19 protein-coding genes and 2 pseudogenes are annotated in these 21761 nt (G+C 60.0%); 17 read left to right on the plus strand and 4 right to left on the minus strand.

Going from position 1 to position 21761, the window contains the following annotated elements; all coding sequences use genetic code 11:
• Positions 1 to 83: 83 nt before the first annotated feature.
• From QX073_RS14405 to QX073_RS14420, 4 genes are all read left to right on the plus strand, one after another.
• On the plus strand, positions 84 to 542 hold the full coding sequence (locus QX073_RS14405; RefSeq protein ID WP_316191995.1) for a 4-oxalocrotonate tautomerase family protein: 459 nt from the start codon (positions 84 to 86) through the stop codon (positions 540 to 542).
• A 113-nt stretch (positions 543 to 655) separates the two neighbouring features.
• Positions 656 to 2086 carry an aldehyde dehydrogenase family protein gene (locus QX073_RS14410; RefSeq protein ID WP_316191994.1) on the plus strand — a complete coding sequence of 477 codons (1431 nt, stop codon included), beginning with the start codon at positions 656 to 658 and terminating at the stop codon, positions 2084 to 2086.
• A 634-nt stretch (positions 2087 to 2720) separates the two neighbouring features.
• Positions 2721 to 3923 (plus strand): ABC transporter substrate-binding protein, encoded by a 1203-nt coding sequence (locus tag QX073_RS14415; protein WP_315827678.1) that lies wholly within the window; start codon positions 2721 to 2723, stop codon positions 3921 to 3923.
• A gap of 63 nt (positions 3924 to 3986) precedes the next feature.
• A complete protein-coding gene (locus QX073_RS14420) occupies positions 3987 to 5660 on the plus strand; it encodes a long-chain-fatty-acid--CoA ligase (protein ID WP_315827679.1) in 1674 nt (557 codons plus the stop codon).
• Positions 5661 to 5713: 53 nt separating this feature from the next.
• Here QX073_RS14420 and QX073_RS14425 read toward each other — a convergent pair whose 3' ends face one another.
• Positions 5714 to 6232 (minus strand): helix-turn-helix domain-containing protein, encoded by a 519-nt coding sequence (locus QX073_RS14425; RefSeq protein WP_315827680.1) that lies wholly within the window; start codon positions 6230 to 6232, stop codon positions 5714 to 5716.
• 245 nt (positions 6233 to 6477) lie between these two features.
• Here QX073_RS14425 and QX073_RS14430 point away from each other — a divergent pair, with 245 nt between their 5' ends.
• The gene (locus QX073_RS14430) at positions 6478 to 7104 is read left to right on the plus strand and encodes a 2-hydroxychromene-2-carboxylate isomerase (protein WP_315714388.1); all 627 of its coding nucleotides are present in this window, start codon (positions 6478 to 6480) and stop codon (positions 7102 to 7104) included.
• An 85-nt stretch (positions 7105 to 7189) separates the two neighbouring features.
• Positions 7190 to 8389 (plus strand): CoA transferase, encoded by a 1200-nt coding sequence (locus tag QX073_RS14435; RefSeq protein ID WP_316169287.1) that lies wholly within the window; start codon positions 7190 to 7192, stop codon positions 8387 to 8389.
• On the opposite strand, the gene QX073_RS14440 is transcribed toward QX073_RS14435, so the two are convergent.
• Together QX073_RS14440 and QX073_RS14445 are read right to left on the minus strand one after the other, a co-directional pair.
• The gene (locus QX073_RS14440) at positions 8386 to 9063 is read right to left on the minus strand and encodes a glutathione S-transferase family protein (protein ID WP_316169625.1); all 678 of its coding nucleotides are present in this window, start codon (positions 9061 to 9063) and stop codon (positions 8386 to 8388) included. The genes QX073_RS14435 and QX073_RS14440 overlap by 4 nt on opposite strands.
• 10 nt (positions 9064 to 9073) lie before the next feature.
• Positions 9074 to 9817, minus strand: coding sequence for an SDR family NAD(P)-dependent oxidoreductase (locus QX073_RS14445; RefSeq protein ID WP_316169286.1), 744 nt, complete (start codon positions 9815 to 9817; stop codon positions 9074 to 9076).
• 240 nt (positions 9818 to 10057) lie between these two features.
• On the opposite strand from QX073_RS14445, the gene QX073_RS14450 reads away from it, so the two are divergent.
• The 11 genes and pseudogenes from QX073_RS14450 to QX073_RS14500 all read left to right on the plus strand — a co-directional run bounded on the left by QX073_RS14450 (position 10058) and on the right by QX073_RS14500 (position 20414).
• A complete protein-coding gene (locus QX073_RS14450; RefSeq protein ID WP_315714199.1) occupies positions 10058 to 10795 on the plus strand; it encodes an SDR family oxidoreductase in 738 nt (245 codons plus the stop codon).
• Between the two features lie 12 nt (positions 10796 to 10807).
• On the plus strand, positions 10808 to 11989 hold the full coding sequence (locus QX073_RS14455; protein ID WP_316169285.1) for an acyl-CoA dehydrogenase family protein: 1182 nt from the start codon (positions 10808 to 10810) through the stop codon (positions 11987 to 11989).
• Between the two features lie 24 nt (positions 11990 to 12013).
• Positions 12014 to 13153 carry an acyl-CoA dehydrogenase family protein gene (locus QX073_RS14460; protein ID WP_316169284.1) on the plus strand — a complete coding sequence of 380 codons (1140 nt, stop codon included), beginning with the start codon at positions 12014 to 12016 and terminating at the stop codon, positions 13151 to 13153.
• A gap of 14 nt (positions 13154 to 13167) precedes the next feature.
• Positions 13168 to 14352, plus strand: coding sequence for an acetyl-CoA C-acyltransferase (locus QX073_RS14465; protein ID WP_316225912.1), 1185 nt, complete (start codon positions 13168 to 13170; stop codon positions 14350 to 14352).
• 19 nt (positions 14353 to 14371) lie between these two features.
• Positions 14372 to 15376 carry a nitronate monooxygenase family protein gene (locus QX073_RS14470; protein WP_316172582.1) on the plus strand — a complete coding sequence of 335 codons (1005 nt, stop codon included), beginning with the start codon at positions 14372 to 14374 and terminating at the stop codon, positions 15374 to 15376.
• A gap of 65 nt (positions 15377 to 15441) precedes the next feature.
• Positions 15442 to 16272, plus strand: a complete 831-nt coding sequence (locus QX073_RS14475) for an enoyl-CoA hydratase-related protein (RefSeq protein ID WP_315827682.1) — start codon at positions 15442 to 15444, stop codon at positions 16270 to 16272.
• Positions 16269 to 16978: pseudogene (locus QX073_RS14480) on the plus strand (SDR family NAD(P)-dependent oxidoreductase). Before QX073_RS14475 ends, QX073_RS14480 begins: the two are co-directional and overlap by 4 nt.
• A gap of 106 nt (positions 16979 to 17084) precedes the next feature.
• A pseudogene (locus tag QX073_RS14485) lies at positions 17085 to 17591 on the plus strand (fumarylacetoacetate hydrolase family protein); the annotation flags it as partial.
• 99 nt (positions 17592 to 17690) lie between these two features.
• Positions 17691 to 18488, plus strand: coding sequence for an enoyl-CoA hydratase/isomerase family protein (locus QX073_RS14490; protein ID WP_316169281.1), 798 nt, complete (start codon positions 17691 to 17693; stop codon positions 18486 to 18488).
• Between the two features lies 1 nt (position 18489).
• Entirely contained in the window at positions 18490 to 19755 is a 1266-nt protein-coding gene (locus tag QX073_RS14495) for a CoA transferase (protein WP_315750119.1), read from the plus strand.
• A gap of 110 nt (positions 19756 to 19865) precedes the next feature.
• Positions 19866 to 20414: a helix-turn-helix domain-containing protein gene (locus QX073_RS14500; RefSeq protein ID WP_316225913.1), complete on the plus strand. Its 549-nt coding sequence runs from the start codon at positions 19866 to 19868 to the stop codon at positions 20412 to 20414.
• 81 nt (positions 20415 to 20495) lie between these two features.
• Here QX073_RS14500 and fabF read toward each other — a convergent pair whose 3' ends face one another.
• Complete coding sequence (fabF, locus tag QX073_RS14505; RefSeq protein WP_315714210.1) at positions 20496 to 21758, minus strand: beta-ketoacyl-ACP synthase II; 1263 nt, start codon at positions 21756 to 21758, stop codon at positions 20496 to 20498.
• Between the last annotated feature and the right edge of the window lie 3 nt (positions 21759 to 21761).

Genomic DNA, 21761 nt, shown 5'->3' on the forward strand with positions numbered 1-21761 from the left:
GCCCGACCCACGAGTCCAACTGGTGCGATAACCAGAGGGTTTCTCCTGATGGGAGAGGCCACCTACAAAAAGGAGTGATGTCAATGCCAACCTATTATTGCTCCAGCATCGAGGGACGCCTTTCGGGCAGGCAGAAGAGTGCGATTGCGGCTGAGATCACGCGGATCCATGCGGAGGTGACGGGAGCGCCGACCTACTTCGCGCAAGTCATTTTCGAAGACGTGAAAGCTGAGAACTACTTTATGGGCGGCGCGCCACTGACGCATGACCAGGTGTTTGTCTACGGTCACATCCGAGGCGGGCGCGCTGCGATCGACAAGACACGAATGATCAAATTGATGGCAGAGGCCGTCGCGGTTGCCGCCTCTGCCGCGGATCACCGCAGCGTATGGGTATATGTCGGCGAGCTTCCAGCGCGGCAGATGATCGAATTTGGTCACGTACTGCCAGAGGCCGGCGATGAACCGGCGTGGACAGCCAATCTGCCGGCAGCGGATCGCGATTTCATGCAATCCGTGGGACCGCAGACAAAGGGCAAATGAAAGAAGGGCGGCAACGCCCGTGCCGCGGTTAGCTCGTCGGCAGATAGCGCTCGGACTGCCTGCAAGAGGCAGGCGGTTCGATACGCGAAAATGTCAATCAGGGAAGGTCTTCAATGCGTAACTATACCCGATTCTACATCGACGGTGACTGGGTGGAACCACTCGGTGGCAACGCGATCCACGTGGTCAATCCCGCCAACGAGCAGCCGGCAGGATTAATCACTCTAGGAACAGCTGCGGACGTCGATCGCGCTGTGAAGGCCGCGCGAACGGCATTTGCCAGCTTCTCCCGCAGCAGCCGCCAGGAGCGGATCGATATCCTTTCCAGCATTTTGAACGTGTACGCGAAGCGCCATGCCGATCTCGGCGCCGCTCTTACCGAAGAACTCGGCGCACCCACGAAGTTCGCGATGGAATTGCAGGCCGGCGTTGGCCTTGCGCATCTCCAGACCGCAATCAATGCCCTGAAGAATTACGAGTTCGAGCATCCGCAGGGACCGCGCACAGTGGTGCGCCGTGAGCCTATTGGGGTGGTCGGAATGATCACGCCTTGGAACTGGCCGATCAACCAAATCATGGTCAAGGTCGTTCCGGCCCTGGCCACTGGGTGCACCGCCGTGCATAAGCCTTCCGAGGTTGCCCCGTTCACTGCTCATGTCCTCGCGGAGATCTTCCACGAAGCCGGCGTTCCGAAGGGCGTCTATAATCTGGTCGACGGTGATGGGCCGACCGTCGGAGCCGCCATATCCGCGCATCCCGGTGTCGACATGGTTTCTTTCACTGGATCGACTGCGGCGGGGATTGATGTTGCGAAACGCGCGGCTGACACCGTGAAGCGTGTGCATCAGGAGTTGGGCGGCAAGTCGCCCAACATCATCTTGGATGACGCCAATTTCGCAACCGCGATCACAGAGAACATTTATCGACTGATGCTCAACTCGGGGCAGACGTGTCATGCGCCGACCCGGATGCTGGTTCCCCAGAACCAGATGGAAGGAGCCAAGCAAATTGCAAAACAGGTCGTGGCGTCGATCACTTATGGCGACCCAAAAACGGACGTGTACATGGGTCCCGTCGTTTCCGAACGCCAGTGGGATCGAATCCAGCGGTTGATCAAGACGGGGATCGATGAGGGCGCCACGCTCGTTACAGGCGGTATGGGGCGCCCGGAAAATATGAAGGTCGGATACTACGTCAAGCCCACGGTGTTTGCGGACGTTGAAAACACCATGGCCATCGCGCGTGAGGAAATTTTCGGACCTGTTCTCGCCATCATCGGCTACACGGACGTCGACGACGCAGTAACAATCGCCAACGATACCGTGTACGGGCTCGGCGCTTATGTGCAATCGGCGAGCATTGAAAAGGCCCGGGCTGTCGCTGACAGACTTCAAGCGGGCATGGTCTATATTAATGGCGCGTCAGAAGATACCGAAGCTCCTTTCGGCGGATACAAAATGTCCGGTAACGGTCGTGAATGGGGCGAACTCGCCTTCAGTGAATTCCTCGAGACCAAGGCTGTCATTCATGCGACGGCGGACTGACAGGGTCGAATATTGCGTCGAAACCGTTCGGCGGCAGTAGGTCCCAGCAGCAGAGCCGGCGGTCGTTGCGTGCACGGTCGGAGATGAACGCGCGGCGCCGGCTCGTCCAGTCCGTAGTAGTCGAGCCGAGCCCTCGCATGGTCATTGAGGGGAACTCATATCGTGGGCGAGCCTTTCGGCGGCGACTTTAGTCGTCCGAAGGAGCCAACCGAAGTCGGTATGGACGATCAAAATCGAGAGATGTGGCTTGGCTGCGGCGCGTAAAAGCGTGAACGTCTGCTCGCCACCGGTCGGACCCGAATTAGTTCGATAAAAGAATTGAAATCAGCTTTCGAAGGCGAGCCTCCAGGAGGTACGGAGGGTCAGGGGGCAGCACACGCATAGTCGCGGGCTGCAACAAGTAAATAGTTCAAAGATGACCTCATTTTGCGTTTTTTAGCCGAAGCGAGCGTGCGCCTAGGTGGTCGTGAGCTTGAGCGGATGCGTCCCGCTCTGGCGATCGAGGGGAAGACTCGAGCGGCTTGACTAGTTCCAAAAAAGAACGTTAGATCGGCGAGGAACGACGGTCGATCAAGGCCGCGCTTTGTTGGATCGTGCCACTCGGGCATGCAATCCTCAATTTTGGGAGGAAGTGATGCTGGGGCTCTTCAGGTCTGCTTTCGCGGTGCTGCTTCTGGCGTTCGGGTCATCGGCTTCTGCTGCCGATATGCCGGGGATCACGCCAACGGAGATCAGGATCGGGGGCATCTTTCCCTTTAGCGGTCCTGCTTCGTCGATCGGTCTCGTTGGTCGAGGGCTTCTCGCGTATGTCCAGTCGATTAACGACCGCGGCGGAGTAAACGGCCGAAAGGTCAACTACATAGCGTATGACGATGCCTATAGCCCACCAAAAGCGGTTGAGCATGCGCGAAGGCTCGTCGAAAGCGATGAAGTGGCCTTCATGTTCAGCCAGCTCGGCACGCCCGGCAACTCGGCCACTGCAAAGTATCTGAAGTCGAGGGGCGTGCCGGCGATCGGCATCGTCTCGGGATCGAACAAGTTCACGAATGTGGCGGAGTTTCCGCTGACGACGACCAGTCTGGTCAGCTTCGACACCGAAGGGAAAATCTACGCCAGGTTCCTGACCAAGACGCTGCCGAACGCGAAGTACGCGATCCTGTATCAGAACGATGATCTCGGAAAAGACTACCTCAACGCTTTCAAGGGGGTCCTTAAAGACGAGTTCGACAAGAAGGTCGTCGCAATTGCCTACGAGGTCAGCGAGCCGACGGTGGATTCGCAGGTGGTGAGTCTCAAGAGTTCGGGCGCCGATGCATTGTTGGTGGCTGGTACCCCGAAGTTCGCGGCACAGGCAATCCGCAAAGCTGCCGAAATCGGTTGGAAACCGATGATCGTACTGAACTACCCATCAAGCTCGGTTGGCGCCACGCTGAAGCCCGCAGGTCTCGATAATTCAATAGGCGTCATCGTTGGAACGGTGGCGATGGACCCGACCGACTCGCAGTGGGATAACAACGACGGAATGAAGAACTTTCGAGCATTTGTCGCGCGGTATTTGCCCGGAATCGATATCGCCGACACGAACTATCTGTTCGGGTATACGCAAGGCATGCTGCTCGAACGCCTGCTCAAGCAGTGTGGGAACGATCTGTCGCGCGAAAATATCATCGGGCAGGCCAAGAACCTCAAGAACGTCGCGCTTCCCACGCTGCTGCCTGGGATCACGGTCAATACAAGCGACAAGATCAACATGAATTTCACGCAAATGAGGCTACAGCGCTGGACCGGGACGCGGTGGGATCAATTCAGCGAGGTTCTCGATGCCAGCTCGGAGTGATGAGGTTGGTGGTGTCTCGCTAACGCCGGTGGCGTCAATCGCTGCAGCTGAAATGAGGTTATCGTGAAAGGATTGATGCAGAATCAGCCTTTGCTGCTGTCCTCGCTCTTGAAGCATGCGGAGCGCTTCCATTCGCGGACGGAGATCGTTTCGCGCACCGTGGAGGGCTCGATTCATCGCTATACGTATGGGGATGCGGCGCGTCGCACCAGAAAGCTTGCCGATGCTTTGACCCGCCATGGCATCTTGCAGGGCGATCGTGTCGCAACTCTTGCCTGGAACACGTTCAGGCATTTCGAGATCGAGCATGGCGTCACGGGAATCGGTGCAGTATGGCATGCGATCAACCCGAGGCTTATCCCGGATCAGATCAGCTACATTGCAAATCACGCCGAAGACAAGATCCTGTTCTTCGACAGCTCGTTTCTTCCCCTCGTGGAGAAGCTGGCGGCCGGGCTTTCCTCCGTGAAGATGTTTGTCCTGATGGCGGATCGAGCCGACATGCCAAGGACGACGCTTCCGAATTTGCTGTGCTACGAGGAATTCGTGGACTTGGGAAAGGAGGAGTTTGAATGGCCGGTATTCGACGAACTTTCGGCCTCCTCCCTGTTCTACACGTCGGGGACCACAGGCAATCCCAAGGGCGTTCTCTACTCGCATCGATCGGATATCCTGCATTGCCTCTGCATCTGCGGTGCATACGCAATGGGCATTGCGCCGCGCGACACGCTTCTGCCGATGACTCCGATGTTTCACGCCAACGGGGCCTGGGGCCTGACCCATGCAGCTCCCATGGTCGGTGCCAAGCTGGTCCTGCCAGGACCCAAAATGGACGGCGCCGCCATTGCGGAGTTGATCGACAGGGAAGGCGTGACCATGACCGCCGGGGTCCCGACACTCTATTCAAACCTGCTCCAGTACTTAGAGTCCAGGGGTACCGGTGCTGGGACGCTCGAGCGCATCATAGTTGCCGGTTCGGCGCCCGCGCCTAGCCTGATCGAGGGTCTTGAGCGCCTGGGCGTCTCTGTCAACCATCTGTGGGGCATGACTGAGACGAGTCCTTGCGGTACGTCTTCGCAGCCGTCGCGACGCACGGCGAGCCTTTCCCCGCAGGATCGGCTTCGACGCAAGACCAGCCAGGGGCAGCCGATCTACGGCGTCGACATCAAGATCGCTGACGAGCGGGGCAGTGAAATGCCACGCGACGGAAAATCCAGTGGCCGATTGATGGTGCGTGGACCGTGGATCATCAGCGGTTACTACGGGGAGGACAAGCCGCTGCTGGAGGACGGCTGGTTCAATACCGGGGATGTCGCTGTGATGGATGACGATAATTACATCCAGTTGACCGATCGCGCCAAAGACGTTGTGAAGTCAGGCGGGGAATGGATTTCGTCCATCGACCTGGAAAACCTGGCGAAGGGATGCCCGGGAGTCACGGAGGCGGCCGTGATCGGCGTTCCTCATCCGAGATGGGAGGAGCGACCGCTGCTTATCGTCGTGCCGACATCCGGAGCCATAACGGCGCAATCGATCAGGGCCTATCTGGACAACAAAATCGCCAAATGGTGGATGCCTGACGATATCGTCTTCGTTGACGCGCTCAGCTATGGCGCGACGGGCAAGATCCAGAAGATGGAGCTACGCCAACGCTTCTCAGGGCATTATTCCGCGCCAGCGCGAGGGGATAGTGCAAGAGTGCCACAGGGCACTTCAGCGCAGAGCAACGCATCGTGATGCGAACCTCATCGAGCCGTCGCCAGTCCCCGCCGAAAGGCAAACGCCCGGGATCACGCTGCTTGTCTGCGGGTCCTTGCCTTGCTCGGCTTCTGTTCGGGAGAGGCCTTCTCGAGCTTCGCGCGCGCGCCGGGGCCCGGATGGGTATGAACTTCCTTCGCCGACAGCGGTTCGCCGCATTCCGAGCACACCATTACGGGATCGAAGACCTTGCCGCATTTCTTATGCTCATGCAGCAGAGGTCGCCCGCGTTCGTCGACCATGTGAGTGTCGCCCCAATGGACGAGCGCCATCATGATCGGATAGAGATCGAGGCCCTTTTGCGTCAGGATGTACTCATGGCGCTTGGGTGAATCCTGATACGGAATTCGCCGCAACACGCCGTTCCGCACCAGCTTCTTCAGCCGCTCGGCAAGCAGATGGCGCGTGATCCCGAGCGCAGACTGGAAGCCTTCAAATCGTCGGGTGCGCAGAAAGCATTCGCGTAAAATCAGAAGGGTCCAACGGTCGCCAATTACACCTATGGTTCGTGCCAGTGAACATGGCTCTTCCTCGAGGGCATCCCACTTCATTCGTACTTCTCCACTCTTCCAGCGACGGGTCGCTCGAATCGCCGACGCAACCGTCTTTTCAAGAACCATTCTAGATAGGGACTACGTTCCAAACAACCTCTAACCGATCTGGGCCAAAATAGCAGAATCTGCCAGTTTATTGACAGTTCGTTTTTAGAACTGTATGAGAGTTGGCGATACGGTTCGTGCGGACCAAACATGACCACTTCAACAATGCCTATGCGGGAGAGGCCGGCGTGACAGCTCTGAAGGTTGAATTCCAGTTCGATTTCGGCAGTCCCAACGCCTATCTGGCGGAACGCGCAATACCTGGCGTCGAGCGACGGACAGGCGTGAAGTTTGATTATGTGCCGATACTTCTCGGCGGCATCTACAAGGCGACCGGCAACATGTCCCCGGCGGAGTCGCTGCACGGCATCAAGAACAAGCCCGAATACATGGCGCTCGAGACGCAGCGCTTCATCCGTCGCCACAACATTACGACATTTCGGCAAAATCCGTTTTTCCCGGTGAATACGCTGATGCTGATGCGCGGTGCGGTCGCCGCTCAGTTCGAGGGTATGTTCGAGCCGTATTTCCGGGCCGCTTACCATCACATGTGGGAGGATCCGAAGAAGATGGATGACGTCGAGGTGTTCCGCGCGGCTTTCAAATCCTCAGGGCTCGACATCGACAGGCTGATGGCACGAGCTCAACAGGACGACGTCAAGAAGAGGCTCATCGACCTGACCACGGATGCGGTCAACCGCGGAGCATTCGGTTCGCCGACGTTCTTCGTCGGCAAGGAGATGTTCTTCGGCAAGGACCAGCTCCGGGACGTCGAGGAATCGATCGTCGAGCAGATGCGGCAGCCTGCCGCCAGCATTGCGTGACTCGAAACGCGACACGAGATAATGCGGCCTGGCCGAAGGAGTTGGCGTAAGGGCCGGAAGAACCAGCCAGGGGAAGGGAAACGTCATGCCAGGGCCGCTTAGCGGAGTTCGTGTGCTCGATCTGACCGGTGTGGTATCAGGTCCGTTCGCGACGATGTTTTTGGCCGACCAGGGCGCCGACGTGATCAAGATCGAGCCGATTGGTGGCGACATCACCCGCCGCAGCCGCGCCACCATCGACAAGCGCGGTGAGTTCTCGGCGTTGTTCATCTCATCAAACCGTGGCAAGCGTTCGCTTGCGCTCGACGTCAAGAGCGAGGCCGGTCGCGAGGTGCTTGCCAAACTTGTCGCGCAATCCGACGTGCTGGTGCAGAATTTTCGGCCCGGCACGATGGAGCGCCTCGGGCTCGGGGCCGCCGAGTTGCGCGGCCGCTATCCGCGGCTGATTTACGTTTCCATCAGCGGCGTCGGCGAAACCGGCCCTTATGTCAAGAAGCGCGTCTACGATCCGATCATTCAGGGTCTCTCGGGGTTCGCCGACATCCAGTCGCAGCCCGTGACCAACCGGCCACAGATGATCAGAACCATCGTTTGCGACAAGACCACGGCCGTCATGACGGCACAAGCGGTTGCAGCAGCGCTCTATGCGCGAGAGAAGAGCGGACAAGGGGATCACATCCAGGTCGCGATGCTGGATGCAATGATCTCCTACCTCTGGCCAGAAGGTATGATGCAATACACTGTGGTGGGCGCCGAGGCTGCTGCGGCCGATCCCAATGATCGCCCCGACCTCGTGTTCAAGACCAGCGACGGCTACATCACTTGCGGTACTATCTCGGACTCGGAATGGCAGGGGTTTTGTCGCGCGACAGGTGATCCGGAGCTTGGCACCGACCCACGTTTTGCAACGCCGGCGGCGCGTTCCGTCAATGCGACTGCCCGCATCAACAAGATGGCTGAATACATCGCGCAGCACAACACCGCCGAATGGCTGGAGCGGCTCGATGCAGCGGACGTCCCCTGCGCGCCGATCCTGCGCCGTGGGGAGATCATTCACAACGAGCAGGTGATTGCGCGCGATCTCATTGCCGAGTTGGACCAGCCCAGTGTTGGTCGCATTCGACAGCCCAAGCCGGCCGCTCGCTTCGAAGTCAATCCGGCTGCGATCGGTGGCCCCGCCCCCCGAATCGGCGAGCATTCGCGCGAGATCCTGGGTGAGCTCGGCTATGACAATGCCGCAATCGAGAAGATGGCGACCGAAAAATCGGTCCGGATCTCGGGTTAAGCCGGCGGAGCTTTTGGCAGCACCGGCGTAATTGGAACGAGCGGAATGTTAGCTTCCTGGCCGAGCCGATAGGCAGGCCGGGCGTGGATGCGCTCCAGATAGGGCAGGGCGTTATCGCAGACGCCCACCTCATAGGTGATCGCCCATTCGAGACACGTGGTCAGCAGGATATCGGCGCTGGTGAACTGATCGCCCATCAGGTATCGGCGTCCATCGGCAAGCGCGACCTCCACATGGCGCAATTGCTCGCGGAAATACTCGCCTGCCCTGGCGACGACTTCGGGAGCAATTCCGTAGATGGTGCCAAGCCCATCTGCCCGATGGCGCCGCATTACATAGAGGCTAGTGGAATCAAGCTCTGCAACGATGAAGAAGCACCATTCCAGCCACGCAGCATAGTCGCGCTGCTTTTCTGGGATCAGCGCCCGGTCCCGCGTGGAGTAAGTGCGTGACAGGTACGCGACGATAGCGGCACTCTCGCCGATGCAGAAATCGCCGTCCTGTAGCAGCGGGACCTTCTGCCGCGGATTGAGCGCGGTATATTCCGCCGTCTTGGTTTCCCCAGTACGCGGCCCGATCGGCTTGCTCGTGTAGGCGAGACCAAGCTCGTACATCGCCCAGTGCGCCCGTACGGTCCGGCTGGTGCCTGCTCCCCACAGCGTCAGATTCGGCATGGTGTCCATCTCACCAATTCTCCGCGGAAGGACGGAGGTCGAGTTCATGGGTCCAGCCATCTCGGGTCTGCTCGTGCGCGAACCAATAGGCTTCCGCGATCGATGATGTTTTCGTCAGGCTGTCCGGTGGAATCTCGCTCGCCTCCATGCCTTTAGCCGCCTTCATGCGGGCATGGATCGCCGGGCTGTCGACGCCGGCATCGATAATGAGGTGCACCACGTGGATATTTTTTGGGCCCAATTCCCGGGCCATTGACTGCGCGACAGCGCGTAGACCGAATTTCGCGCTGGCGAAGGCCGCATAGCCCGCTCCGCCGCGGAGGCTGGCGGTCGCGCCGGTGAACAGGATGCTGCCCCGACCGCGCGATACCATGTAGCGTGCGGCCTCGCGGCCGACCAGAAATCCGGCGTAACAGGCGAGTTCCCACGCTTTAGAGAACAGCTTCTCGGTTGTCTCCAGTAAAGGCTTGTTGACGTTCGATCCGGCGTTGAAAAGGCAGACCTCGATTGGCCCGATCTCCTTCTCGATGCGCGCGAATATTTCCTGAACCCCGGATTCCTGGCGAGCATCGACACTAAAGGCGTGAATCCTGTGACCCGCCGCTCTCAGCTCCGCCACGAGGGCCTGCGATTTTGCTGCCTCTCGCCTGCAGATACAAACGGTATATCCGCCCTTCGCAAAGCGGCGGGCGACGGCCGCCCCGATCGCGTCGCCAGCGCCGACAAGTATCGCCACTCCGCGGGCTCTCGCCATCTCAATTCCTCCCCATAAGTTCGTATTTGAAACTGTGTAAATAGACTGTGTCGACGATGCTGTAAACGGCGTCTGCGAGTGACAGAACCAGTTTCGATGCACAGGCCAGATAAATCAATCTGAAAATGTCGATTGACTAGTTCTAAAAAAGAACGTTCAATCGTCGTTAGATGCGGTGACTGAGCGGGCTGCCGGCGCTAAGCCAAAGACGCCAGATCTAGCCTGATCGGAGGAAGAGCCATGCAAAAGCGGAGCGCGACCGTCGCTGTGATCGGCGCCGGTGACTATATCGGTGCTGAGATCGCGAAGAAATTTGCTTCGGAAGGCTTCACGGTCTTCGCCGGTCGCCGCAACGGCGACAAGCTGGAGCCTTTGGTCAAGGAAATCGAGAAGGCAGGGGGCGAGATTCATGCGCGTTCGCTCGACGCGCGCAAGGAAGATGAGATCGTTTCATTCCTCGGCGATGCCGACAAGCACGCTCCGCTCGAGGTCTGCATCTTCAACATCGGCGCCAATGTCAATTTTCCCATTCTCGACACCACTGAACGGGTGTTCCGCAAAGTTTGGGAAATGGCGTGCTATTCCGGCTTTCTCGCGGGGCGCGAAGCCGCGCGGCTGATGCTGCCCCGCGGCAAGGGCAACATCTTCTTCACAGGCGCGACCGCCAGTCTCCGCGGCGGAACGGGCTATGCGGCGTTCGCCAGCGCAAAGTTTGGCCTTCGCGCGGTTGCGCAGGCGATCGCGCGCGAATTGGGCCCCAAGAACATCCACGTCGCGCACCTCGTCATCGATTCCGGCGTCGATACCGAATGGGTTCGCCAGAGACGGATCGAGGCGCTTGGGCCGAATGCACTGGACAATCCCGACCTGCTGATGCCCCCAGCCTCCGTCGCAGAATCGTATTGGCAGCTCTATCAACAGCCCCGCAGCGCGTGGACGTTCGAGATGGAAATTCGACCGTTCGGCGAAAAGTGGTAACGAGGCCTTTCGATGGAGCTTAAGCTTTCGAAAGAGGATGCTGCTTTCCGCGATGAAGTGCGTGCATTCATCGTGGAGCACTATCCGCAGGAAATGCGGGTGCCGAACCCGGAGACCGACCTGACCAAGGAGCAGACGCTCCTTTGGCATCGCATCCTCTACAAGAAGGGCTGGATCGCGCCGCTGTGGCCGAAGGAATATGGTGGGCCCGGCTGGTCGATCACGCAGCGCTTCATCTTCGAGCAGGAAACCAGCCGAGCCGGGACGCTGCCGCCTTTGGCATTCAGCGTCACCATGGTCGGGCCGGTCATCTACACTTTCGGTAGCAAGGCGCAGAAGGAGAAATTCCTGCCGCGCATTCTCTCCGGCGAGGACTGGTGGTGTCAGGGCTATTCGGAGCCCGGCTCAGGATCGGACCTTGCGTCGGTCAGAACCAAGGCCGTACGTGATGGCGACCATTACGTCGTCAACGGCCACAAGACCTGGACGACGCTGGCGCAGCACGCCGACTGGATCTTTTGCCTGGTGCGGACCGACCCGGCGGCCAAACCGCAGGCCGGCATATCCTTTCTCCTGATCGATATGAAATCGCCCGGCGTGACCGTGCGCCCGATCATCACCATCGACGGCAGCCACGAGGTCAATGACGTCTTCCTGGAAAATGTCCGCGTTCCGATCGAAAACCTGATCGGTGAGGAGAATAAGGGCTGGACCTACGCAAAATTCCTGCTCGGAAACGAGCGCACCAGTATGGCTGGCATCGGCCGTTCGACGCGCTACCTGGATCGGCTGAAGCAAATCGTGAAGGCCGAGATTCCCGAAGAAGATCCGACGTATCTCGAATTCGTGCGGGATATCGCACGGATCGAGCTGGACGTGTTGGCCTTGGAAGCAACCGAGCTTCGCGTGGTGGCACAAATGGCCCGCGGGATCGATCCAGGCGCCGCCGCGTCGTTGTTCAAGATTCGGGGTACGGAGATCTTCCAGAACATCACCGAGCTGGCGCACCGGGCAATCGGTAATTACGGTCTGGCGATCCGGGAGCATCCCGTCAGTGCCAACCACTTCATGCCGGGCCCGGCCTACGGTCACACTGCGTCCGAGAAGTACCTGAATTCACGCAAGCTCTCGATCTACGGCGGATCGAACGAGATCCAGCGCAACATCATCGCCAAGGCCGTGCTCGGACTTTAGGCCGAGCGGAGTACGGGGGATCGGATGGATATTCAGTTCACGGAAGAGCAGGAACTATTGCGGTCCAGCGTGCAGCGGCTTCTGCGGGATCGATACGACTTTGAAGCGCGTCGCAAGATCGTAGCCAGCGAAGAAGGCTTCAGTCGCAAGCACTGGGCCTCGTTCGCCGAACTCGGCCTGCTTGCCGCACCTTTTTCGGAGGATGCGGGCGGCCTCGGCGGTGGTCCCCTGGCGACCATGATCGTGATGAGGGAATTCGGCCGTCACCTCGTGGTCGAGCCATTTTTGGAGACGGTCGTTCTGGCCGGCGGCCTGATCGAGAGTGAAGCCTCGCCTGCACAGAGGGATCAGTTCATTCCCAACATCATCTCCGGGAAATCAATCTGGGCGCTGGCCTGGGCAGAAAAGGGCTCGCGCTACGATTTCGCTGACGTCACAACAACGGCGCGCCGCGAAGGTAGTGACTATGTCCTGAACGGCGAAAAGGCGGTCGCGATCGCGGCCCCCTGGGCGGATTACCTGATCGTCTCAGCACGCACCTCGGGCCACCGTCTCGACTCGGAAGGCGTCAGTCTGTTCATCGTTGATCGTCGCGCCGCCAATCTTCACCTGCAAGGCTTCAAGACGATCGACGGCCGCCGAGCGGCCGAGGTCAGCCTCAAGGACGTGCGCGTCGGCAACGATAGCTTGCTAGGCGAAGAAGGAGGGGGCGCCGCCGCGCTAGAAGCGATTTCCGAACGCGTCATTGGCGCGCTGTGTGCCGAGGCCGTCGGCGCGATGGCCGAATTGAACTCGGCGACGCTGGAATACACCAAGACGCGAAAACAGTTCGGCGTGGCGCTCGGCACCTTCCAGGTTTTGCAGCATCGGATGGTAGACATGTTCATCGCGCATCAGGAAGCGGTGTCCCTGATGCAGCATCTCAACTTAGGTCTGGCGGCAAACGAATCGGGCCTATCGAGACTGGCGTCGGGAGCCAAGGCAAAGGTCGGCTACGCCGCTAGATTCGTGGCCGATCAGGCCGTGCAACTGCATGGCGGCATGGGCATGAGCGACGAGCTCAATGTCGGCCACTACTTCAAGCGGATTTCTTCCATCAACATCCAGTACGGCGATCCCGCATTCCATGTTCTGCGCTATGCGCAGACCGATGCGGCCGCATAAAACAGAGGCAAAATATGACAGAAGCAGTCATCGTATCGACCGCGCGCACCGGGGTCGGGAAGGCCTATCGCGGGGCGCTGAACAACACCGACGGACCGACCATGGCGGGCCATGTGATCGCGGAAGCCGTCAGGCGCGCCAAGATCGAGCCCGGCGAAGTCGAGGACATCGTGATGGGTTGCGCGATGCAGCAGGGCACCATGGTTATGAACGTCGCCCGCAAAGGCGCGATCCGTGCCGGATTGCCGGTGACGGTTGCCGGCACGACCATTGATCGGCAATGCGCATCCGGCTTGCAGGCCATCGCGGTCGCCGCGCGCTCGATCATGCTTGACGGCGTCGATGTCGCCATCGGAGGCGGCATCGAATCCATCAGCCTCGTCCAGAACGAGTATATGAACAAGTTTCACGCTGTCGACGCCGATTTGATGGCGATGAAGCCGGAAATGTACATGTCGATGCTGGAGACTGCCGAAGTGGTCGCCGAGCGCTACAAGATCGGGCGCGACCGCCAGGATGAATATTCGCTCGACTGCCAGCGTCGCGTCGGAGCCGCGCTGCAGGGTGGGCGCTTCAGTGACGAGATCGTTCCGATCACGACGAAAACGGCTGTCGTCGACAAGGACACCAAGGAGATCTCCTACCAGGAGGTTACCCTGGCAAAAGACGAAGGTCCGCGCCCGGAGACCACGGCCGAGGGCTTGGCCAAAATCAAGCCGGTGTTCGAAGGCAAGACCATCAGTGCTGGCAATGCCAGCCAGCTCTCCGATGGCGCGTCGGCTTGCGTAATCATGAGCGACAAGATTGCTGCAAAGAAGGGAATCCAACCACTTGGTATTTTCCGCGGCTTCGTCGCCGCGGGTGTCGAGCCCGACGAGATGGGTGTCGGGCCGGTGGCCGCGATCCCTCGCTTGTTGAAACGGCACGGCTTGCGAATCGACGATATCGATCTGTGGGAGCTGAACGAGGCCTATGCGGTTCAGGTGATCTACTGCCGCGACAAGCTGGGCATTGATCCGGACAAATTGAACGTCAATGGTGGGGCGATCGCCATCGGCCACCCCTATGGCATGACGGGCTCGCGACTGGCCGGCCATATCCTGATCGAGGGCCGGCGCCGCAAAGCGAAATTCGGCGTGGTGACGATGTGCATCGGCGGCGGTATGGGTGCGGCCGGGCTTTTCGAGATCGTGCACTGATCGGAAACTGGAGGCTTACGTGAAGACAGCTATCACTGAACTATTTGGCATCCAGCATCCGATTATTCAGGGCGGCATGCATTATGTCGGCTTTGCCGAACTGGCTGCAGCGGTGTCCAACGCCGGCGGCCTTGGCATCATCACCGGCTTGACGCAGAAGACGCCGGAGCTGTTGGCCAAGGAGATCGCGCGCTGCCGCGATATGACGGACAAGCCGTTCGGCGTAAACCTCACCTTCCTGCCGACCTTTTCGGCGCCACCCTATCCCGAATACATTCAAGCCATCGCCGAAGGCGGCGTCAGGGCCGTCGAGACCGCGGGCCGCAGTCCCGAGCAATACATGCCAGCGCTCAAGGCGGCCGGCATCAAGGTGATCCACAAGTGCACGTCCGTCCGGCATTCGCTCAAAGCCCAGGAAATCGGGTGCGACGCCGTCAGCGTCGACGGTTTCGAATGCGGCGGTCATCCCGGCGAAGACGACATGCCCAACATGATCCTGTTGCCGCGCGCCGCCGATGAGCTGTCGATCCCATTCGTGGCGTCGGGCGGCATGGCGGATGCCCGCAGCCTAGTCGCGGCGCTGGCGATGGGCGCGGCAGGCATCAATATGGGCACGCGTTTCATCGCTACCAAGGAAGCGCCGGTGCACGACAACGTCAAGAACGCGCTGTTGGAAGCTACCGAACTCGACACCCGCCTTGTAATGCGCAACTTGCGCAACACCGAGCGTGTGTTGAAGAACAAGGGCGTCGATCGCCTGCTAGAGATCGAGCGTGAAAAGGGCAAGAGCCTGAAGATCGAGGACATCCTCGACCAGGTCGCGGGCGTCTACCCCAGGGTCATGATCGATGGCGACATGGATGCCGGGGCCTGGAGCTGCGGCATGGTCGTCGGCCTCATCCATGACATTCCAACGGTGAAGGAACTGATCGATCGCATCATGACCGATGCGGATGCGATCATCCGTCAGCGACTAACCGGCTTCCTCGACGCCGACGAAAATTCCGTCCGAAAGGGGGCTTGAGGCGACAGACGTCCGCTAACGAGGTGGCGGATTGCTGATGGTCCTGGGCCGGGAGGCTGCGTATCATGACCGATGGATCAATTTCGATCGACACTGGAACGAACGAACTACTCTGTTCGGTCCGAGATCGCGTTGCCATTATCACGCTGAACCGGCCCGAAGCGCGGAATTCACTATCGGACCACTTGACGCCGGCGCTGCGCCGGATGATCAGGCAAACTGGCAGCGATCCTGATGTCGGCGCTCTGCTGATCACCGGCGCCGGCACCGCGTTTTGCTCCGGCGGTGATGTCAAGGGTATGGGCACAAAGTCGTCCACGAGGCCCATGGCCTATGGAGACAAGGTCGTACGCCTGCTGGAAGGGCAGCGGACGCTGACCGGGGCGCTTGTTTCTGTCCGCAAGCCAACGATCGCGGCGCTTCCGGGGCCGGCCGCCGGCGCCGGCCTTGCCATCGCGCTTGCTTGCGATATCCGGATTGCCTCCGAATCTGCCTTAATGACTACTGGTTATGCCAAGATTGCATTGACCGGAGACTACGGAATTTCCTGGCTGCTGACCCGGTTGGCCGGAACGGCGCGCGCGCGAGAGCTGATGTATTTGTCAGAACGGATCGATGCCCGCCGCTGCGAGGCGTTGGGCCTTGTCAACCGCGTAGTACCCGATGCAGATCTGCTAAGCGAAGCGTTTGTCATCGCAAGAACACTCGCGAATGGTCCGGCCCATGCGTATGCAGCGATCAAAGACAATCTCGATCTGGCGCTGTCGACAGATTTTGTGACATCGCTGGACCATGAAGCCAAAAACATGGTCATGGCGGCGGAGACTGCACAGCATGCTGAAGCCGTAAAGGCGTTCATCGAGAAGCGCGCGCCTGATTTTCGAGGCATTCCATGAAGACAGCAATTGTCATCGGAGTGGGCCCAGAGCGGGGACTGGGGGCCCAGTTGTGCAAGAGATTCGCCGCTGAAGGTTTGAGGGTGATAGTCGCCGGCCGTACGAAACTCGCGCTCGAGACGATCGCAAATGACATTACCTCATCGGGCGGACAGGCTCTCCCGATAGTGGCGGATGCGACGAACGAAGCCGATGTAGTAGCAATGTTCGACAGAGCCGGCGATGAACTCGATCTGGCGATCTATAATGCGGGCAACAACACACCCGGACGTATTCTGGAGATGGAACGGGGTACTTCGAGCAAAGCTGGCGTGTCGTCTGCTTCGGTGGGTTCCTGTTTGGCCGCGAGGCCGTTCGCCGCATGCTGCCGAACAAGGCCGGCACGCTTTTGTTTACCGGCGCCAGTGCTTCGCTGCGCGGAAAAGCGGGGTATGGCGCGTTCAATTCGGCGAAAGCTGGCCTGCGGATTCTCGCGCAGGCCATGGCAAAGGAATATGCCAGCGAAGGGATCCATGTAGGGCACGTCGTTGTCGACGGAGCCATCGCCGGTGACAAGATCTTCAAGCGCATACCCGACGCAGCCCAGCGGGAGAACAGCCTGGTCAGTATCGAGGGCATAGTCGACGCATTTGCGTTCCTCTACCGGCAATCACCGCGAGCATGGTCGTTTGAAGTTGATGTCCGTACCTCCCAGGAAAGGTGGTGATCGCCGTCAAGCCGGTGCCTCATTCATGGGAGGCGGGCCCGTGGGCACCTGAAATTTCTCAGCGTCATGACGTGCAATTGCAAGCCGTGGCCTATGCTCCGCTTCACGGTGCAGGAAGGTGATGGACTACGAACTGGCGTTCGGATTCGTCACTAAGCGTAAAGGCGCGAACATGGCTGCGAAGGCGCGCGATCACATATTTGGCTACACGATTTTCAATGATTTTTCCACGCGAGATGTCCAGCTCATAGAGATGGCAGGCCGGCTCGGGCCGGCCAAGGGTAAAAGCTTTGATGGGGGCAATGTGCTGGGACCCTGGATCGTCACGCCTGACGAAATTGACGACTCCTACAAACTCAGGATGGAAGCTCGCGTGAACTGAGAACTTCGTTCTCAAGGTACCAGCGAAGGCGTGCTTTTCTCGTTCGAGGAAATCATTGCACACGTCACCCTGGATGAGACGTTGATGCCCGGCGAGTTCATCGAGTCCGGCACGGTTGGCAATGGCTGCGGCCTCGAACTCGGCTGGTACCTCGAGCATGGAGAGAGCATTGAGCTCGAAGTCGAGAAGATCGGCATCCTGAAGAACCGCGTGGAACGCCGGACTGGTTGATATCGATGACGACTTGCAAAACGCAAGTCATCATGTATTGTGCCTGCAAGGGCCGGAGTGTGCATCTGCAGGTGCGGGGCCGGAAAACAGGAGGCAACTTTGTCCGAGGAAGCGATGGTTGCGCGCGAGGAGCGTGGCAATATCTCCGTTTTGACGATGGTTTACCGGCCGTACAATCTGCTCGGCCCGAAGCTCATCAACGCTATCGTGGAGCAGGTGGAAGCATCGCGAAAGGCGGGTAGCCGTGCCATCGTGATCAGAAGCGGATTGCGCCACTTTTCTGCCGGCGCCGACCTGGACATCTTTGACAAGCGCGTAGCGGCGGGCACATCTGATCAGAGCGGTGAAAATCGGCTGCTGAGCGGCGTCGAGTTCCTCCGCTTCATGGAATTATTGCCGATTCCGTTGATCGCCAGCGTTCATGGCGTTTGCCTCGGCGGCGGGCTCGAGCTCGCGCTGTCATGCGACTATGTCATCGCGGCTTCGTCAGCAAAGATCGGCTCGGTCGAGGCGACGCTTGGGTTGCATCCGCTACTTGGCGGAATCCAGCGGCAAGTTCAGCGGATCGGGGCACAGCGAGCCAAAGAGATGTCGATGCTGGCACGGCGCTACGATGCGCCGACATTGGAGAAGTGGGGCCTGATTAATCTTACCGTGCCCGAGGAATCCTTGGAAAAGGCGACGATGTCTATCGCGGAGGAGTTCGCGCAGGGGCCGACGGTAGCGCACGCGGCGACCAAGGAGCTTGTGCATATTGCGGTCAACGACGGTGTGGTGGCGGCAGACGAAGCGATGGCAAGAGTGCAGGCGCCGATCTGGGCATCGGAAGATCTGAAAACCGGTCTTGCGTCATTCCGCAAGAACGGCCCGGGTCTCGCCAAGTTCGCGGGGCGCTGACATGGGCGGTCCTCTCAACGGAATCCGTGTCGTCGACTTCTCCCGTGTGTTGGCAGGCCCCTTATGCGCGCGAACCTTGCAGGATCTCGGTGCCGAGGTCATCAAGGTGGAGCCGCCAAGCCCGGACGTCTCACGCTTCGCGTTTCCCTCAACCGACGGGATGTCGGGCTATTACGCGCAGCAGAACGCCGGTAAACGCAACGTCAGCATCAATCTCAATGTTCCCGGTGCTTATGAACTCGCACTGAAGCTCTGCGATACCGCCGATGTCGTCGTGGAAAACTTCCGCGCGGGCACGCTTGGCTTCTTCGGCCTTGATTATGAAACCCTGTCCAAGCGCAATCCGCGATTGGTATATGCCTCGATCACCGGCTATGGCCAGGGCGGACCCTGGCGCAGCCGGATGGCCTATGCGCCGACCGTGCAGGCCGAGGCCGGCTTCACCGAAAACAGCATTCGTCACTATGGAGAGGCGTTGACTGAACCGCGCACGGACAGCCTCTCGCACGCGGACGTCTACGCCGGCCTGCAGGCCACCATCGCGATTCTTGGCGCGCTGAATAGCCGCCAAAGGACAGGTCAGGGCCAATATATCGATGTCGCGATGGCTGCGACACTGCTCGCGGTCAACGAACGTGCACATGTCGATCTTTCCGACGATGATATTGGAGCCGAGCCCGCCGTGCTCGGCGCGACGGACTGCTCATTCTTTACCGGACCTAATGGAGAGCATTTCACGGTTGCGACGAGCATTATCGGCAGCCGGACCTTCCCATCCTGGCTGCGCGCGATGCGTCGCGTGGATTTGATGGACGACCCGCGCTTTGCGAGCGCGGCCGCGCGTCGCTTGAATTTCGGTGTGCTGCACCAGATCATCCAGTCGTGGATCTTGACCTTCCCCGACATGGCGACGCTCGATGCCCAATTCGACGAAGCCAAGATCGCGATGGGCGAGATCCGCTCGATCAAGGAACTAAGCGCGTCGGAATGGAGCGATTATTGGGGCGCAGTGCAGCACGTGCCGGACCGCAGCGGCGGCGAATATCGACTGCCGGGTCGGCCGTGGCGGTTCTCGGCGGAGGAGTTGAAGCCGATCGGAGCACCTGCGTTCCAGGGAGAGCACAATTTCGAGGTGTTCAGCGAACTGGGCGTGAGCCAGGAGGAACTGAGACGCTTGAGCGAAGCGGGTGTGCTGGTCACGCATCCCCGCGCTCTGGAGCCCGAGATTGGCGTCAAGCCGCCGGCCGAGTCGGGCCGTGCGGCCTGAGATACGAGAGAACCATTCGGCTGCGAAGGTTTGCAACCCCCTAGCTGGCACTGGACATACTGGGATTCGGCTCAATATGGTATGAGCGGAATTCGAAGCTTAGGAAAACGATGTCCGGTGCGAAGCAGAGCCGTCTTGCCAATAAGGAATGCTCCATGGCCCGCGCCATGGAGGTGGTCGGCGACCGCTGGTCCATCCTGATTCTCCGTGAAGCCTATTATGGCGTGAAGCGGTTCGATGAGTTCGAACACTACATTGGCATTGCTCCCAATATCTTGAGCAATCGCTTGAAGAAGTTCGTCGATGCTGGTGTGATGACGCGCGTGCCGCTGCCCGAACATTCCGGACGATACGAGTACGTGCTGACCGAGAAGGGGCGCGCTTTCTTTCCGGCCTACCTGGCTCTCAAGAGGTGGGGCGATGATTGGCTCGCAGAGCCTGAGGGACCGCAGGTCGTCTTCCGCGATCGTGTCGCTGGGCGCCCGATTGAATTTCCCGTACTGCGGACGTCCAGCGGCAAGCCTCTGCGGCTCGAGGACGTCGAAGTCGTGCCGGGCTCGGGCGCCGTTCCCTTCAATCGCAAGCGATTTGGTGGCACGGCTTCTGCGGAAGCCTCGGCTGGTGTGAGGGCAAGCGCCCAAAGACGAAAGCGGAAGTAGCGGCTTGCCAAGATGTGGCTAAGGCGGCCGGGAGAACGCAGCAGCCGTGGCCCGCTCCGCTTTTACCGGAGCTGAACCCCGCTACTGCCAGCGCCGAAAGATGATGCTCGCGTTGACGCCTCCAAAGCCGAAACCGTTGGAGATCGCATGCTCCATCGTCATGGGCCGGGCCTGACCGGCGACAAGGTCGACACCTGCCGCGGCGGCATCGCAAGTTTCGAGATTGAGAGTAGGTGGCGCGACCTGATCGCGCAGTGCCAGAATCGTGAAGATTGCTTCCGCTCCGCCGGCCGCTCCGAGCAGATGGCCAGTTGCGGATTTGGTGGCACTCACGGCAATCTGCCCCTCGCGGCCGAAGACCGCCTTGATCGCCTCCAGTTCGGAAACATCGCCAACTGGCGTTGACGTGGAATGCGCGTTGAGGTGCTGGACGTCACCGGGTTTGAGGCCGGCCTGCCGCAATGCGCCTTCCATGGCGCGGCGCGCACCGTCGCCGTCCTCGGGCCCTGACGTGATGTGGTACGCATCTGCCGTCGTTCCGTAGCCGACGATTTCCGCAATCGGCTTTGCGCCGCGGCGGATCGCATGCTCCAGCTCTTCTATGACCAGGACGCCCGCGCCTTCGCCCATGACAAAGCCGTCGCGATCACGGTCGAAGGGACGGGAAGCGCGGGCGGGCGTTTCATTGAAGCCGGTCGAAAGCGCACGCGCAGCGGCGAACCCGCCCAGGCTCACGAGATCGATGCAGGCTTCCGAACCGCCGCAAACCGCGGCGTCGGCTTCTCCAGATCGGATCAGGCGTGCGGCATCGCCGATTGCCTGCACGCTCGCGGCGCAGGCGGTGACCGGCGCGCCGATGGGACCCTTGAAGCCGTAGCGGATCGAGATGTGGCCAGCCGCGAGATTTGCGAGAAAGGACGGCACGGTGAAAGGCGAGAGACGCCGGACCCCGCGCTGGTCTGTGGTGCGGACCGCTTCCACGATCGCCGGAAAGCCTCCGATGCCGGAAGCGATCACTGTTGCCGTGCGCTCGAGCGAATGCGCATCGGACGGAGTCCATTCCGCCTGGGCAATGGCCTCGGCCGCGGCGGCAAGCGCGAACAGGATGAAGCGATCCATCCTTCGCTGATCCTTAGGCGCGACGGTCAGATCCGGATCGAATCCGCCCTCTTGATCTTTGGCCCTTGTCGGCACCATTCCTGCGACCCGCGCCGGCAGGGCCGCCGCCCACTCGGGAAGGGCGGCAAGCCCCGAACGGGCCGCGAGCAGCCGTGACCACGCCAGCTCGCTGCCGCAACCCACCGGCGATACCAATCCCAATCCCGTAACGACGACTCGGCGCATCAC

Origin of the sequence: Bradyrhizobium sp. SZCCHNS3052 (assembly GCF_032484495.1) — a bacterium.
Taxonomy (GTDB): domain Bacteria; phylum Pseudomonadota; class Alphaproteobacteria; order Rhizobiales; family Xanthobacteraceae; genus Bradyrhizobium.

What these genes read in the sequence shown, in the direction of transcription:
- QX073_RS14445 (WP_316169286.1), bottom strand. Translation starts at nt 9,817, where the DNA reads ATGGCGAGAGCCCGCGGAGTGGCGATACTTGTCGGCGCTGGCGACGCG.
- QX073_RS14475 (WP_315827682.1), top strand. Translation starts at nt 15,442, where the DNA reads ATGACCGATGGATCAATTTCGATCGACACTGGAACGAACGAACTACTC.
- QX073_RS14435 (WP_316169287.1), top strand. Translation starts at nt 7,190, where the DNA reads ATGCCAGGGCCGCTTAGCGGAGTTCGTGTGCTCGATCTGACCGGTGTG.
- QX073_RS14450 (WP_315714199.1), top strand. Translation starts at nt 10,058, where the DNA reads ATGCAAAAGCGGAGCGCGACCGTCGCTGTGATCGGCGCCGGTGACTAT.
- QX073_RS14425 (WP_315827680.1), bottom strand. Translation starts at nt 6,232, where the DNA reads ATGAAGTGGGATGCCCTCGAGGAAGAGCCATGTTCACTGGCACGAACC.
- QX073_RS14500 (WP_316225913.1), top strand. Translation starts at nt 19,866, where the DNA reads ATGTCCGGTGCGAAGCAGAGCCGTCTTGCCAATAAGGAATGCTCCATG.
- QX073_RS14495 (WP_315750119.1), top strand. Translation starts at nt 18,490, where the DNA reads ATGGGCGGTCCTCTCAACGGAATCCGTGTCGTCGACTTCTCCCGTGTG.
- QX073_RS14455 (WP_316169285.1), top strand. Translation starts at nt 10,808, where the DNA reads ATGGAGCTTAAGCTTTCGAAAGAGGATGCTGCTTTCCGCGATGAAGTG.
- QX073_RS14415 (WP_315827678.1), top strand. Translation starts at nt 2,721, where the DNA reads ATGCTGGGGCTCTTCAGGTCTGCTTTCGCGGTGCTGCTTCTGGCGTTC.
- QX073_RS14460 (WP_316169284.1), top strand. Translation starts at nt 12,014, where the DNA reads ATGGATATTCAGTTCACGGAAGAGCAGGAACTATTGCGGTCCAGCGTG.
- QX073_RS14405 (WP_316191995.1), top strand. Translation starts at nt 84, where the DNA reads ATGCCAACCTATTATTGCTCCAGCATCGAGGGACGCCTTTCGGGCAGG.
- QX073_RS14440 (WP_316169625.1), bottom strand. Translation starts at nt 9,063, where the DNA reads ATGCCGAATCTGACGCTGTGGGGAGCAGGCACCAGCCGGACCGTACGG.
- fabF (WP_315714210.1), bottom strand. Translation starts at nt 21,758, where the DNA reads ATGCGCCGAGTCGTCGTTACGGGATTGGGATTGGTATCGCCGGTGGGT.
- QX073_RS14410 (WP_316191994.1), top strand. Translation starts at nt 656, where the DNA reads ATGCGTAACTATACCCGATTCTACATCGACGGTGACTGGGTGGAACCA.
- QX073_RS14465 (WP_316225912.1), top strand. Translation starts at nt 13,168, where the DNA reads ATGACAGAAGCAGTCATCGTATCGACCGCGCGCACCGGGGTCGGGAAG.